This window comes from Roseovarius sp. B-10 (assembly GCF_056859295.1).
In genome coordinates this window covers 36,773-51,624 of the sequence record NZ_JBSXOE010000038.1, presented here as the reverse complement: position 1 = coordinate 51,624, position 14,852 = coordinate 36,773, and the positions used below count along the sequence as shown (strand labels likewise).

Below are 14,852 nucleotides of genomic sequence, written 5' to 3'. Positions count from 1 at the left end.
GGCAATAAGGTGATTTGCCAGCCTTTCGCGATTCTCTCGTGAAAATCAAAGGAGAAATTTCACCGCCCGACCGGGGCCTTCAGGGCACCCGCAGCGTATCCCCCGGCTCGAGCCGCGGCTCCAGCGCGATACGCACCCGCTCGCGCGCCTCGGGGCCGGAGGCTTGTGCAGCGATGATCTCGGCGGCCTTGCGCCCGATCTCGAGCCGGCAAGCGTCCATCGTCGCCAGACGGCGCGGCAGACCATCGAGCAGCTCGACCCCGTTGAACCCCGCAAGCCCGATCCGGCCGGGGATATCCACGCCCTGTTCGAGCAGGTAGAGCAGCCCGCCCGCCCCGATCATGTCATTGGAATAATACAGGAAATCCAGGTCAGGCGAGCGCCGCAGCATCTCGGCGGTCATCTCGCGCCCCTTGGCCAGCGCCGATCCGCCGGAATAGAACTCGTGATCGGCCATCTCGATCCCGGCCTTGGCCAGCGCCTCTGTGAACCCCTCGAAACGTTTGCGCGCGCGGTGGTCGAGCGGCATCTTGGTGCCCATGAAGCCGATCCGGCGATACCCCGCGCGGATGATCGCCTGCGCCATCTGCTGCCCGGCGCGCCTGTGCGAAATGCCCACCACGGAATCGATCGGCGTGCCGTCCACGTCCATGATCTCGACCACCGGAATGCCGCTCGCGCGCAGCATGGCGCGGCTCGCCTCGGAATGCTCCAGCCCCGCGATGATCACCCCCGCGGGCCGCCATGACAGCATTTCATATAGAACTTTCTCTTCCTTTTCAGGACGATACCCCGTCAGCCCCACCACCGGCTGAAGCCCGGTCTCCTCCAGCACGCCAGTGATCCCGGTCATCACCTCGGGAAACACCATGTTGGACATCGACGGGATGATCACCGCCACGAGGTTGACCCGCTGACTCGCCAGCGCACCCGCGATCTTGTTGGGCACGTATCCCAGCCGCCGCGCCGCCTCCAGCACGCGCAGGCGCGTGGCCTCGGACACGTCGCGCTTGTTGCGCAACACGCGGCTCACGGTCATCTCCGACACGCCCGCCGCCTCCGAGACGTCGCGCAGGGTCAAAGGGTGGTGGTCGGGTGGGTTCAAGACCGTGGTCCGGAAAGGAAAAGCATGTCCTCACTTAGCCTGATCGCGCGTCCGCGATCAAGCCGGAGCGAAAACCCCGATGACAATCCCCGCCCGAGACGCTAGACCACCGCCGCAAGGCCCCGTGGCTCAACTGGATAGAGCAGCCCCCTCCTAAGGGGCAGGTTGCAGGTTCGAATCCTGCCGGGGTCGCCATACGCCAAACGCGACATCTCGTCTAAACATCTGAATTCAAACAATTATTGGGAAGTGTGGCGCAAAATCACCATCAACTGATTGCACTTTTGCTGCACATTTTGCCACACATTTTGCTGCACAAATGCTTGCATAGCATACCACTTTAAGACAGCTTAGCACCATGCCGATTCATCTCCGCGGGTCCACGTACCATCTCCGCCGCCGCGTGCCGAAACGCTACGCGGCCGTCGAAGAGCGCAAGGTCGTCTACGTTTCGCTCAAAACGGATAGCCTCACCGAGGCACGCCGCAAGGAAGAAGAGGTCTGGAACAACCTGGTGGCGCAATGGGAAGCCCTGCTCCGTGGTGACACCGACATCGCCCGGGAGCGTTACGAGGCGGCGCGAGAACTTGCGTACGCGCGGGGCTACGAGTTTCTACCCGCCAAGAGGATTGCCGAACTGCCCCTCGACGAGATCGTGGCCCGGGTCGAGGCCGCGATGCGTCCCGATGGCACGATCGACGACCGCAAAGGCAGGGCCTTTCTCGGGGCCGTCAAAGAGCCCGGGACCACCATCACAGAGTGCCTGGAAATCTTCTGGGAGCTGACCAAGGACGAGGCGGCGGCCAAGAGCCCGAACCAGCGCCGGGTCTGGGCCAACAGCTTCAAGCGGGCCATCAGGAACTTCGTCGATGTGATAGGTGACATCGAGATCGAGCGGCTCTCGGCGGATCACATGATGGAGCTCCGCGAATGGTATTGGGGGCGCATCGAGCGGGGCGAGATCAAGGTGGAGACCGCCAACAAGCAGATCATGTTCTTCGGTACGGTCCTGCGCCGGGTGAACAAGATGCGCATGCTTGGTCTCGACCTCCCCTTGAGTGACTGGGGTTTCAAATCCCAGGGCGAAGTCACCCGCAAACCGTTCAGCACCGAGTGGATCAAGCGGGTTCTGGTGGAAGGGGACAACCTGCGCGGTCTCAATGATCAGGCGCGGGGGATCGTGCTGCTCATGGTCAATACCGGGCTGCGCCCTTCGGAAGCGGCGGGGCTGCAGGCCGCGGATATTCGGCTTGATCACGCGGTGCCCCATATCGAGGTGCGCCCGCAGATCGACGGGGAGAAACGCCGCGCGCTCAAGACACGCAACTCGGAACGTGTCATTCCGCTCGCCGGTGTCTCGCTGGAAGCGATGCGCGCCTTTCCCAACGGCTTCCCGCGCTACTATGACAAGCCGGGGCTGAGCCAGACGGTGAACAAGTATCTGCGCGAGAACGGGCTGATGGAGACGCCGCAGCACACGCTCTACTGCCTGCGGCATTCCTTCGAGGACAGGATGTTGGAGGCGGGCATCGACGAGCGCCTGCGCCGGGATTTCCTGGGGCATGCCCTCGGGCGCGAGCGTTACGGCTCGGGTGGTGATCTGCGGTTTCGGCAGGCGCAGATTCAGCGGGTGGCGCTCTGAGTGAAGGTCATCTCCTTACCTGCATGCGTGAGAGGCCGGATCAGAGGCGAAGGCGAGCATTCTAAAATGGATGACCTTCTACAACCACCAATGCCCACAAGCGGCCCTTGCCGGCAGGCCACCCGCCGTGGTCTAGTCGCTGAGAAGCGAAGAAACCCAACCCCATCAGCAAGGGCAACGAGTAGCTTAAATCACGCCAGATCCTGTCCAAGTATCCGGGAGCATGTATGTTCATTCTGTGTGGCGGAGTTTTGATGCAAAAACCGAGCTTGATTTGGCTGTAAGATTTCTCCCGTAATCCGCATGATAGCAAGCTCTTTGGTAGGATTGAAAATCCTCGTGTCGGTGGTTCTATTCCGCCCCGGAAACAACTTAAGCATCGGAAATAAAAAGATTATTTTTCAGAACATCGGGGCAATTCCTCGACGATGGTCTTGGGTAGCATTCTGTACCATGAACCGAGACACAGACACGGGGGCAACACGCTCGACCCGTCAAAGGTTTTCGCCATTGCGGTCAGTGACGCCTTCCCGCGCGGATACGCTCATAGAGTTCTCTGGCTAGGCCCTTGTGAACCGCTGAGCGAAACGGCTGATCGCTCATCACTTTCGAGAACACTTCCTCGTTGCCATCCATTCGGTCGATGAACAGTTCATCCAACATCCGTTCAAGGTAGGACGAGAAGTTGTCGTACTTGTTGGCGAGCGCAGCTTCGACAATACGATCATCGCTTTCGGCGCTCTCGCGAACCTGCTCGAAGAAAAGCTGATCCGCACGAGTGAAGCTGGTGCCGAACCGCTCGTTTAACCTCTCCACAAGGTCACGCAACCCGACCTCTTCATCTTTCCGTCCACCCGAACCGACATCTGTTGGCCCTTTCAGTGGGTCGGTCTCCCCGTCATCGAGGTCGATTGATCCCTGCGTCATCTGTTGAATGCGGAAGTATTTCAACGCAACTTCGTCATCCAGAGTGAAGGACGACCCATCCCCCGGAGGCGGCAGCTTGGAGATCAGGTTGCGGCAGAAGGTATAGAACTGCTCAAGCTCGCTATCCTGATAAGGGATGATCTGCGACAGGAAGGCGTAGAGGTTGCGAAACGCGGTAATCTGCCCCCTGAACTCTTCACGCTCTTCCTCTTCTCGATCCTGAAAAGTGTCAACCGTGCGATCCAGAATAGCGTTCATCGTCCGATGGTCGGATGCGGTGTGATCCTTCTTCTTGCCATACCAGACGACAGAAAAGGCGCTGACATCCTCAAGCGTGAAGATCGCCCACTCAAGTAGTCGATGCTGTAGCTCGTTCAGGCGCTGCGGGTCTACGTTCTCGCCGGTGGGCGTATCCTCGTAGTACGGCTTGAACGCCTTGAAGATGTCCTCTTCCTCGTTTGCGAAGTCGAGAACAAAGGTCCGCGACTTGCCCGGAGCCATGCGGTTCAACCGAGACAATGTTTGGACAGCCTGCACCCCCGCCAACCGCTTGACGACATACATCGTTTGCAGCAGCGGCTGATCGAAACCGGTCTGATACTTGTCGGCAACCAAGAGAACGCGAAACTCATCGCTGTCAAATGTCTCGGGCAGTTCTGCTTCCGGCAGCCCATTGTTCATCCCAACTTCGGTGTAGGCGCTTTCTGGGATGGCGGGGTCTTCGACAGTGCCCGAGAAGGCCACCAGAGATTTGATCCCTTTGTAACCGCGTTCCTCAATGTAGCGATCAAAGGCGAGTTTGTAACGCACGGCCTCTAGGCGAGAGCCAGTCACGACCATCGCTTTTGCCCGCCCGCCGATCTCATGCATCACGTTCGAGCGGAAGTGCTCGACGATAATCGTGACGACCTGTTCAATGTTATGTGGATGCAGTGTGAGGAACTGGGTCAGGACTTTGGCTGCTGCCCGTTTCGGCACCTGTGGGTCATTCTCAATCTGCTTCACCAGCCCGAAGAACCGCTTAAAGGTCGTGTAGTTCTTGAGGACATCCATGATGAAGCTCTCCTCGATGGCCTGCTTCATCGTATACTCGTGGAATGGCGACTGACCATCCGGTCCCGGCTCGTCAAACATCGCCTTGGTCTTGAACTTGGGTGTGGCCGTGAAGGCGAAGAAACTCAGGTTCGGCTGCTTCCCACGCCGCAGCGTGTCCAGCAGGATCGCCCGTTTCGCGTCGTCGGTCAGGGTCTCATCTTCCACGTCCGAAAGCTGCGCCGCAATGGTGGCCTCGATCCCGTCCTTGTTCAGCATCCCGCGCAGTGCAGATGCCGTTTCACCAGTCTGCGACGAATGCGCCTCATCCACGATCACAGCATAACGCTTACCTGCTGTGGTCAGCGCCACCTCTTCGCCCTTGTCCTCCAGCGTGCGCAGTGCTTGAGCGATGAACGGGAACTTCTGGATCGTGGAAATAATGATCGGAACCCCATTCGAGATCGCTCGGGTGAGCTGCTGGGTATTCTCGTCGATCTTCTCGACAACCCCGGTCTTGTGCTCGAACTGGTAGATCGTGTTCTGCAACTGCTGATCCAGAACAAGGCGATCCGTCACCACGATCACCGAATGGAAAATCTTCGCATCCACCGCGTCATGCAGGCCCGCCAGCCGGTGCGCCAGCCACGCGATGCTGTTCGACTTGCCCGACCCAGCAGAGTGCTGCACGAGGTAGTTGCGGCCTGCTCCATGCTCCTTGGCATGGGCCACCAGCTTCCGCACCGCGTCGAGTTGATGATACCTGGGGAAGATCATTGTTTCCTTGCGAACGGTCTTCGGACCCCGGTGGGTGGCGACCTTCTTTTCCTTCACCTCCAAGTGCATGAACCGTTGCAGGATGTCCAAGAGGCTATCCCGCGCCAAAACCTCATCCCACAGGTAGGCGGTCTTCCAGTTCCCCTCTACAGGCGGATTACCCGCACCCCGGTTGTGGCCCTTGTTGAACGGCAGGAAGAATGTCTCGCCCCCCTTGAGGCGCGTGGTCATCCACACCTCGTCCGGGTCCACGGCGAAATGCACAAGGGCGCGTTCCTTGAACTTGAACATCAGGTCGCGTTCGTCGCGGTCGCGCTCATACTGTTTCTTGGCGTCAACGGCCCGTTGGCCGGTCATCGGGTTCTTCAATTCGGCGGTGGCGACCGGCAGGCCGTTCACAGCAAGCGTCACGTCGAGGATGCACCGCTTGGCCTTGCCGCCGGGGGCCTTCTTGACCGAGGTGAAGACGACCTGCCGGGTGATAGTCAGGCGGTTCTTAGCATAGAGCGCGGTCGTCTCGGGGTTCATGCCCGTGTTCGGCTGGAAGTAGGCCAGTCGCAGGGTCTTGCCGTAGCAGCGGAACCCGTGGCGCAGGACGTGCAGCGTGCCCTTGGTCGTCAGCTCCTTGGCGAGATCGGACAGCACTTGATCCTCTGTCTGCCCCTTCAACAGGGCTTCAAGCTGATCCCATTTCTGCGGTTGCGTATCCTTGAGGAACCCCAGCACATCGGCAGGGAACAGGCACAAGTCCTCATTGAAATCGTTAGGCGACCGGCGGTCATAGCCACCACACGAGGTCAGCCCGTGTTCAATTGCCTTCTCAAAATCGGTCTCGGTGTGCCCTGCCATGATGTCACGCCCCGCAACCAGCAATCAGGGCATCATCAATCTCGATTCCAGCTGCTTTGATGCGACGTGCGAGCTTCACGGCGACTTCTTTGACGTGATCATTAAACTCAAGGCGCAGAACCCCATCAACATCGCTGGGGGTTTCCAGAGCGCCTTTCTTGAGGACAACCATTTGGTTGCGTCCTAGGGATGCGAGGACCATTCCTAACTCAAGGATCACATTTTGGCGGGCGCGTGGCTGGATCGCGTCATCGCCCTTGGCCTTGGGATAGCCGAAGTCGTCAGGCGTCATCAGAACGATACCGAAGGCCGCTTCTTGATAAATCTGCTGTTCCAAGGCTTCAATGATGGTGTTGGAACCGCCATCGTTGTTCTGGAGGATGTATGGGTCGAGACCGAGCCTGCGCAGGACCAGTTCAAGCTGTTCCAACGCCTGAGAGTCATGACCATGAACCACGAAAATCTTCGTCTTTGCGTCAACCTGGGTCGCAGAAGCAGCCGGAGCTACGGGCGCATCATCCGCAAGCACGGCCTTCAAGGGAGCCTGCGCCTCGGGCTTGCCCTGATACTGCACGGTCCCTTTATTGGGCCAGTAGTTCAGAACCCCACGTTCACGAGACCGGAAAACATGCTTGGTTCCGCCCGCCTCCTCGGTCCATTCGCCAATGATGCCGCTGGCGGCAACCCTTGCCATCAGAGCTTTAATTCCATCGTGAAAAACGTCAGCCATACAATCCCTCCATAACAACGCAGGCGACAAGCGCCTTAACTCTTCCTTTTCGTCTGCTCCCCCAGCCCGCGTGGGGTGAGGCCCTTTTCTCGCATCCAGTCCAAGGCGCTATGCCAGCGGTCGGCGCTGATCGCTTTCTTGCTTTCGGTCCAGTCGTTCAGGATCAGGTTCACGATCTCATCATCCGTGGGCGTCTTGCCTTCCAGCAGCAGATCATTCCACGCGGCGAAGGCGGTCGAGACGATCTCGGCCTGTTGGGTCTTCATCGGCGCGATCAGGGCGAGGAGGTCTTCCAGCGCCTTTTTGCGGTCGCCGAAGTAGCGGTCGAAATGGGCGCGGTAGCCGTCCACCTTTTCGCCTCGGGCATAGGTCCAACCCTTGTCGCCCTTCACCGGGGCGATCCAGCCCTGCTTTTCGATCTGGGAATGGACCGAGCGCATCATCTGCGTGTCGAACGGGCCAGCGGCATCGCGGTGGTAGTTGCCCGCGACCTCCTGAATTTCCAGGTGTGCTTCGCACAGGTGCAAGAGCTTCTGGAACTTCACCCGGCCAAAGGTGGGGTGGTCGCAGAGCGTGTCGGCGATATAGGCAGAAAGCACCGAGCGTTTGAAGGCGGCGGGGGCCTCCTTCTTTGCGGGTATACAGGTGTCCTCGGTCAGAAGCGCCTTGATCTTGCCCGTCACGGCGGCGGTGACGAGGGCGGCGCGGTATTCGGTCAGCTTCTCGACTGAGGCAGCAATCTGAGAGGTCGCCGCCTCTGTCTGCTCACCATGCGGCGTGAGGAAATCAATGATCGCTCGCTGCTCTTCGACTGGCGGTACGGGCACGGCGATTTCAGCGAAGCGTGTGGGGTTCAAGTTGGCCTGACCGATGGCCCGAAATGCCATGGTTCTCGCGTATTCCAAGAGCTGTTCCGTCCCGAAGACGAAGTTGGCGAACTCCGGCAAGTATCGGGCGTCAAACCTAAATCGAGCCAAGTAGGACGCAAAAGACAAAGCGCCCTCGTATGTCCCGTTGTAGATCGCCGACTTGCCCACAAGGTCGATACTGTTGGTGCGGTTGAACAAAACGTCTTTCTCTTGCAGCAACAGGAAGGGCGCGACCTCGTCGACAAACTTCAATTCGGTAAGGTCAACGCCAAGGTTCTGGATGTTGCCCATCCGCAAGATGGCGACCTCACCCGCCTCAGACAGCGCCTCTGAAATCCCATACTGGCTTTCAGTCAGATACCTCTTGAGCGGCCACACCTCCCAATGCGCCGGAACCTTGCCGAGCCAGTCAATGTCGCTGTCTTTCAGGGGGGCGTCGGGGTTGAGGCCACGGGTGACGGCGCGGGTGATGAGGGCTTGGCGTTTCTCAGCCAGACGGTCCAGCAGCGTCCGCTTCTTCTCGATCAGCGCATCAATCTGCGCTGTCTTGTCATCCAGATACCCCGCAATCCGCCGCTGGGTGTCGAGGTCGGGGAGTGGCAAGGGCTGGTGGCCCACGGTCTCCCAATCCGCGCGGGGCATCTTGGTGCCAAAGCTCTCGGAATTGATGATGTCGATGAACGGATACGACGACAGCACATGAAACAGGAACCGGGGCAGGACACGTTCCGACGCCCGTAGGTTCAGCAACTCGCCCGAGCTGATCCCGTCGAAGTCTGCATGATAGACCTTGGCAAGATAGGGGCGCAGCTTGTTGAACAGCACGTCACCGCGCCGGAACAGCCGTCCCTCCTTGTCGGCAGGCTGAGGGTCTTCCTTGAGCAGCTTGCCGGTCCAAGACGCGATGTCCTCGTTCGAGATATAGGGCAGCTTTTCAATGTCTTCGCCATCGGGCTTCGCCGACGCAAACGCGACGGACCACTTGACCCAATCAGCAGTCCAGCCCTCTGGCAGGTCGTCGGCCCATGTGGGGCTGTTATCAGGACGCGCAACAAAGCTCATGCCGTCAGCCCTTCCAGCAGCTTGGCGATCTCACCTTCCAGCGTCTCGATCTCGCCTTCGATCTCGTCCAGTTCGCGCGGGGGCTTGTAGACATAGAAATGCCGGTTGAACGGGATTTCATAACCAACCTTGGTGCGGCCATAGTCCACCCAAGCATCGGGCACATGGGACAGCACCTCGTCGGCCATGTACGCATCAATGGCCGGGGTCATCAGCTTGACCAAATCGCCGTTCAGCTTGTTCTGTGGATCAGGGCCAAAGGGCATCGGCAGGGGGAGCTGCGTCCAGTCGGGCAGCGGCACATTCTCGGTATCGCGCAACTCGGGGTCAGGCTCGGGTCGGTCGCCCACCCAGATGCACTTTTCGGCCCGCTGGTCCTTGTCACCGATGGTCATCCACAGGGTCTTACGCACGGGCTTGCCCAGCTTGATGTCCAGATCGGTGGCGGTGGCGACCACGTCGGCGTCAAACTCTGCAAGGTCCATGTAAAGGCGGTCAGCGTCCATCGCCTCGACCACCGCCCGCATGTCCGCGACCGGGTGCTTGTCGGGGTCGAGGTCATCTAGCCGCGCGATCCGTTCCGGCGTGGTCTGGAAATTCATGCGCAGGGGGCGTTCCACGACGATTCGCAGAAAGCCGAACTCGTGGTTCTTGAAGATGCGCGAAACGGTGCGGGTTTCCTTCTCGCCCGTCTTCTTGTTCACCACCACCTCGGCCTGTTCGCCGTCGCGGTAGTTGCCATAGATGCGGGTCAGGTCGGCGATCTGGGCATCGGTGATGCGGTGACGCTTGTTGTTCAGGCTCTTGTCCATCCGCTCGGCAAACAAGGTGCCGTCGATCAGTTGCACCTTGCCGCGCCGCTCGGGCGGTTTGCGGTTTGTCACCATCCAAACGTAGGTATAGATGCCGGTGTTGTAGAAAAGCTGATCTGGCAGGCCGATGATCGCGTTCAGCCAGTCGTTTTCAATGATCCAGCGGCGGATGCTGGACGGGCCACCCCCTGCACTGCCCGAGAACAGGGGCGAGCCGTTGAACACCACCGCGATCTTGGACCCGTCGCCGGGGGTGTCGGGATCGTCCGGGCTGGGGTGCATCTTGGAGATCATGTGCTGGAGGAACAGGAGCGACCCATCGTCGATGTCGGGCGTGCCCGCGCCGAAACGCCCGTTGAAACCCAACGTTTTGTGTTCCTTCTCGACGACCTTTTTCTGGTCCTTCCAGTCCACGCCGAACGGCGGGTTCGCCATCATGTAATGGAACTGGTGCCCCTCGAAGCCGTCGCCCGTCTTGCCGTCGCCCAGCGTATCGCCAAGGATGATGTTATCGGTCTCTTCGTCCTTGATGAGCATGTCGGAGCAGCAGATTGCCCAGCTCTCGTCATTGTATTCCTGCCCATAGAGCGCGAGGTTCGCCGCCTTGTTGCCCGCGCGGATATGCTGCTCCGAGACGGAGAGCATCCCGCCGGTGCCACAGGTCGGGTCATAGATCGTGCGAAAGATGCCGGGTTTGTAAACGTCCTGCTCGCCGGTGTAGACGAGGTTGGCCATCAGTTCGATGACCTCGCGGGGGGTGAAGTGGTCCCCCGCTTCCTCATTTGCCTGTTCGTTGAATTTCATCACCAGATGTTCAAACAGGTAGCCCATCTGGAGGTTATCAACCTGATCGGGATGCAGGGGCACCGTCGCCATCTGCTGAACGATATTGAACAGGCGGTTGCTGTCGTCGAGCTTCTGGATTTGCTCGGCGAAGTTGAACTTCTCGAAGATCGAACGGGCCGTGGGTGAAAAGCCGTTGATGTAGGCCACGAGGTTGGGCGCGATGCTCTCAGCATCGGCGGTCAGGCGGGCGAAGGTGTATTTGCTGGTGTTGTAGAGGGGCTGCTTGCGCTTAGGGTCCGCGACCCGCGCCAGCATCTTTTCCATCGCCTTTTCGTTCGTGCCAGCCGCCTTGAGGCGGACATACTCGTCGTGAACTCGGTCGATACTGTCCCCAAGCACGCAGTCCAGACGGCGCAGGACCACCATAGGCAGCATAACAAGCCGGTACTGTGGTGGCCGGTAGGGGCCACGAAGGCGCTTGGCGATTTCCCATATGTCGTCGGTTAGCTTCTTATGCTGTTGCACATTCACTATAAACTGCCCCCTGCGATCCGGCTTTTTACTTGTCAAGAAACATTTTTTTGGCTTCGAAGTCCACCGGATAGTGAGGGGCGGACTGAATGGCCAGCACTATCGGAGGGTCAAGACACCAAGCCCCACGCGCTGCGCTGACCACTCTTCGGGGGCGCCATGTGCACCCCCGTTGCTGGTTGTTCCGAGTGGGGCGGCGGTCTATCCCGCCTTTGGGGGCTGCTTTGCGGGCTGCAAGGCGCGCCGCGCCTCCTTCTCGGCGGCGGACCCTTTCACCCACTGCCACGGCGTGCGCGGCTTCCGCGCCTTCGCAAGTTCGGGGTTCGCCTTGGCATCGCTGGCGGCGGCGCGCAGGCGTTCGCGGGCCTCGCGCGGGTCGGTCTTGAGTTCGTTGCAGATGGCCTTGAGCGTCACGATGTCGATCATTTCGGACTCTTATGTTGTTGATGGAGATCGATAAGACGCAAGGCCAGAGCGTTTCAGGGTCAATCCCAAATACAACCTTCTGCGCGGCTCTGTTGCACAAATCGGCTGATGGCCGAGGTTCCCCTTTCCCCGGGCAGACTTGTCCCACGGCCTCTGTGACAGGTATGCCGAGTGCGGTGTAGCCGTTCAGGACGGCGATCCGAACCTGGAGCTCCGCGACCTGACGGTCGAAGTCCCGTGCCGTGAGCCTCTGGCCCATCAGTTTCGCTTCGCGGACCTTCGGTTCACGCAATGCATCTTCGTTTCGACGCGACTTCGGCGGTGGTATCCGCTCCATCGTCGCCAGAGCGCGCGGCCAAGGTATTTCGAAGCGCGCAGGGCCTCATTGCGCGCCAGGCACCCTTGGTGCTGGTCTTCCAGGGTTTGGCGTTCCTGCGCGGTGGAACGACGGCAGGCACCCCGCGCTCGGCGATCGCATCATGGCACTTGCGGGTGTCGTAGGCGCCGTCTGCCGTGACGCTGCCGATCTCCTGGTCCTCCGGTATCTGGCTGAGAAGGTCGGGCAGCATCGGCGCATCGCCGACATGGCTCCCGGTGATCTCGACGGCTCGAACCTCCAGCGTTTGCTCGTCGATCCCGAGATGGATCTTGCGCCAGACGCGCCGTTTCCGGCCACCGTGCTTGCGTGCATGCCATTCGCCTTCGCCCTTGATGCCGGTGCTGTCGATCAGCGGGGGCAACGGCCCTCTGGAGCCGCGATACGGGATGTTCACGGCAAGCGTCTTCTGGCGGCGAGACAGCGTGCTGAAGTCGGGCACCGACCAGCCAAGCCCGACCAGGCGCAACAAGCTTTCGACGAACCCGGTCGTCTGCCGCAGCGCCATGCCGAACCTGCCCGGGGCTTCGCCCGTTCAGGGCTGAAACGCGCCACCGGCGCGTTTCCGGGACGCCCTTCACCCTTCATCGTCAGGCACGTCTGGATCGCGGTATCGCTCTGGGTCTGCTGGCGACCGCGCCTGCCTGTCGGCGCGGCATCCCAGCTCATCCCGGGATCGAACCAGATCGTCAGCGAGCCCCGGCGCTTAAGCGCTTCATTATTGGTCGGCCAGTTCCCGGTCTTGTAAGTCGGGGGTCTGGGTTTGCTCTGCATCCCAGCTACCACGCTGGATTCACAAGATGAATCCCTCACGGGATTGGTGCAACAGAGCCACTGTGCACCACCCGTTGCTACTCGATACTTCGAGAAACACTAGCCCAGCATAAAGAATATCAGGACAGTGTAGCAAGCGCCTCTTGATGCAGTGCGACGCTTGCTGCGGCGATGACACGACCATCCGAGTCCAGTCCGAGCGGCTTGCCGTCCCAGTCGGTGATGACGCCTCCAGCCCCTTCGATTACCGGAACGAGCGCCATGTAGTCGTAGGGGTGCAGATTCATCTCGAGAACAAGATCGACATGGCCGGACGCCAGCAGCCCGTAGGCGTAGCAGTCTCCCCCGAAGCGCCGCATTCCGACCTTCTGCGACAGTAGCTCGAACTTGGCGCGGCCTGCCTCATCGAACGTGTCAGGTGTCGTGGTGTAAAGCGTGGCATCGGCCAGGCGCGTCTGACCGCTCGTGCTGCAGCGCCTGCCGTTCAGAGTCGTCCGAAGTCCGCGTTGGCTCTGCCAGCGTTCCCCGGTCGCAGGTATGGAGATGACGCCAAGTTCCGGACGGCCGGCAGATAAGCAGGCGATAAGCGTCCCGAAGGTCGGCATGCCGGTAACGAAGCTCTTCGTTCCGTCTATCGGGTCGAGCACCCAAAGATGATCTGCGTCCAGACGTGCGTCCTCGTGCTCTTCGCCCAGTATGCCGTGGGTAGGGAAACGGTCGAAGATTCGTTCGCGCATTACGGCCTCGATCTCACGGTCGGCCCGGGTGACCGGCGAGAGATCGGCCTTGTGCTCCACGTCCAGCGGCTTGCGGAAATATTGCATCGCCATCGCGTCCGTCACGTCCGCGAGCGCGTCGGCGAAGTCAGCCAGGATGTCCGTCCCGCTCGAGGTCGTGGAGCCTTGCATGATTTTTCCTCATCCGTAGCAGCCCGCACGAAACGGCGCGCCATTGCCAAAATTTATCCTAGACAAAACGCACAAAAGTGCAAGACTACACAAATATCCTCACGCCTGCTTCGCTGGGCGGGGCAATCAGAACGGGTCTCGCAGAGGGCCCGCGCCGATCCATGCAGGCACTGGCTTGGGACAGCACAGACCAACAAGGAGAGATGACAATGATGACCTGGACAAAACCCACCTTGGCTTCGCTGGCAGCCATCGGCCTCGCGGCGTCAGCCGCGGCAGACGAGATCACCGTCTATACCGCGCTCGAAGAAGAAGAAATCGCGGCCTATCTCGAGGCCGCACAGAAGGCGATGCCAGACACGGAGATCAACCTGCTGCGCCTGTCGACGGGCAAGCTGGGCGCGCGCCTGCTGGCCGAAGCGGGCAATCCGCAGGCTGACGTGATCTGGGGCTGGGCCGTCAGCGCGATGATGGACCCGCAGGTCCTCGAGATGCTGGAACCCTACGCGGCTGAGGGCGTGGACGTGCTGCCCGCCACCTTCCGGGGAGAGGACGGCAAGTGGTTCGCGCCGATCGGCTACATGGGCGCCTTCTGCGTCAACACCGCCCGGCTAGAGGACAAGGGCCTTCCGATGCCGTCCAGCTGGCAGGACCTCGAAGACCCCGCGTTCAAGGGCGAAGTCCTGATGCCCGACCCGAACTCCTCCGGCACCGGCTACCTGCACGTGAACGCCGTGCTGCAGAGCATGGGCGAAGAGGCGGGCTGGGCGCAGCTCGAGGCCGTCGATCCGAACATGGCACAGTATACCTCGTCGGGCTCCAAGCCCTGCAAGTCGGCGCGTGTCGGCGAATACACCGTCGGGATCTCGCTGGCGTTTACCGCGATGCAGTCGATCGAGGAGGGCTACCCGCTCGCCATGGTCTTCCCCGAGGGCGGTGTCGGCTATGAACTTGAAGCCTCCGGCCTGATGGCTAGTTCCGACAACAAGGACGGCGCCAAGGCCTTCCTGGACTGGACGATGTCGGAGGAAGCAATCGGCCTCTACCAGCAGTACAAGGCGCTGATCACCGTGCCGGGGGTCGATGCGTCCCAGGCGGCAAGGGATGCGGGCCTGCCGGCCGACATCTCGACGATTCTCGCGAAGATCGACTTCGTCGAAGCTGCCGAGAACCAGACTGCGGTCAAGCAGACCTGGAAGGAAAAGTTTGGCCGCTGACAATACCCTGGTCGGCAAACGTCGCCGGT

General features: G+C 60.4%; 9 protein-coding genes, 1 tRNA gene and 1 pseudogene. 3 read left to right on the top strand and 8 right to left on the bottom strand.

The annotated features are described in order from the left end of the window. Positions 1-79 precede the first annotated feature (79 nt). Positions 80-1,105, bottom strand: a complete 1,026-nt coding sequence (locus AC13D8_RS15020) for a LacI family DNA-binding transcriptional regulator (RefSeq protein WP_482969495.1) — start codon at positions 1,103-1,105, stop codon at positions 80-82. A gap of 118 nt (positions 1,106-1,223) precedes the next feature. On the opposite strand from AC13D8_RS15020, the gene AC13D8_RS15015 reads away from it, so the two are divergent. Continuing rightward, a tRNA-Arg gene (locus tag AC13D8_RS15015) sits at positions 1,224-1,300 on the top strand. A gap of 163 nt (positions 1,301-1,463) precedes the next feature. Beyond that, positions 1,464-2,747 carry a tyrosine-type recombinase/integrase gene (locus AC13D8_RS15010; RefSeq protein WP_482969494.1) on the top strand — a complete coding sequence of 428 codons (1,284 nt, stop codon included), beginning with the start codon at positions 1,464-1,466 and terminating at the stop codon, positions 2,745-2,747. 516 nt (positions 2,748-3,263) lie between these two features. Here the strand turns inward: AC13D8_RS15010 and AC13D8_RS15005 are convergent. The 7 genes and pseudogenes from AC13D8_RS15005 to hisN all read right to left on the bottom strand — a co-directional run bounded on the left by AC13D8_RS15005 (position 3,264) and on the right by hisN (position 13,606). Next, positions 3,264-6,332 (bottom strand): type I restriction endonuclease subunit R, encoded by a 3,069-nt coding sequence (locus tag AC13D8_RS15005; protein WP_482969493.1) that lies wholly within the window; start codon positions 6,330-6,332, stop codon positions 3,264-3,266. A 4-nt stretch (positions 6,333-6,336) separates the two neighbouring features. Next, the gene (locus AC13D8_RS15000) at positions 6,337-7,062 is read right to left on the bottom strand and encodes a TIR domain-containing protein (protein ID WP_482969492.1); all 726 of its coding nucleotides are present in this window, start codon (positions 7,060-7,062) and stop codon (positions 6,337-6,339) included. 35 nt (positions 7,063-7,097) lie between these two features. Next, positions 7,098-8,993 (bottom strand): restriction endonuclease subunit S, encoded by a 1,896-nt coding sequence (locus AC13D8_RS14995; protein WP_482969491.1) that lies wholly within the window; start codon positions 8,991-8,993, stop codon positions 7,098-7,100. After that, on the bottom strand, positions 8,990-11,116 hold the full coding sequence (locus AC13D8_RS14990) for an N-6 DNA methylase (protein ID WP_482969490.1): 2,127 nt from the start codon (positions 11,114-11,116) through the stop codon (positions 8,990-8,992). Before AC13D8_RS14990 ends, AC13D8_RS14995 begins: the two co-directional genes overlap by 4 nt. A 207-nt stretch (positions 11,117-11,323) precedes the next feature. Next, on the bottom strand, positions 11,324-11,548 hold the full coding sequence (locus AC13D8_RS14985; protein WP_482969682.1) for a hypothetical protein: 225 nt from the start codon (positions 11,546-11,548) through the stop codon (positions 11,324-11,326). Positions 11,549-11,690: 142 nt separating this feature from the next. Further along, positions 11,691-12,698: pseudogene (locus tag AC13D8_RS14980) on the bottom strand (IS5 family transposase); the annotation flags it as partial. Positions 12,699-12,817: 119 nt separating this feature from the next. Then, a complete protein-coding gene (gene hisN / locus AC13D8_RS14975) occupies positions 12,818-13,606 on the bottom strand; it encodes a histidinol-phosphatase (protein WP_482969489.1) in 789 nt (262 codons plus the stop codon). Positions 13,607-13,815: 209 nt separating this feature from the next. Between hisN and AC13D8_RS14970 the strand changes: the two genes are divergently transcribed. Then, on the top strand, positions 13,816-14,823 hold the full coding sequence (locus AC13D8_RS14970; RefSeq protein WP_482969488.1) for an ABC transporter substrate-binding protein: 1,008 nt from the start codon (positions 13,816-13,818) through the stop codon (positions 14,821-14,823). Positions 14,824-14,852 lie beyond the last annotated feature (29 nt).

Excerpts from the sequence above, each read along its gene's own strand:
- AC13D8_RS15010 (WP_482969494.1), top strand. The coding sequence starts at position 1,464 with ATGCCGATTCATCTCCGCGGGTCCACGTACCATCTCCGCCGCCGCGTG.
- AC13D8_RS15005 (WP_482969493.1), bottom strand. The coding sequence starts at position 6,332 with ATGGCAGGGCACACCGAGACCGATTTTGAGAAGGCAATTGAACACGGG.
- AC13D8_RS15000 (WP_482969492.1), bottom strand. The coding sequence starts at position 7,062 with ATGGCTGACGTTTTTCACGATGGAATTAAAGCTCTGATGGCAAGGGTT.
- AC13D8_RS14995 (WP_482969491.1), bottom strand. The coding sequence starts at position 8,993 with ATGAGCTTTGTTGCGCGTCCTGATAACAGCCCCACATGGGCCGACGAC.
- AC13D8_RS14985 (WP_482969682.1), bottom strand. The coding sequence starts at position 11,548 with ATGATCGACATCGTGACGCTCAAGGCCATCTGCAACGAACTCAAGACC.
- hisN (WP_482969489.1), bottom strand. The coding sequence starts at position 13,606 with ATGCAAGGCTCCACGACCTCGAGCGGGACGGACATCCTGGCTGACTTC.
- AC13D8_RS14970 (WP_482969488.1), top strand. The coding sequence starts at position 13,816 with ATGATGACCTGGACAAAACCCACCTTGGCTTCGCTGGCAGCCATCGGC.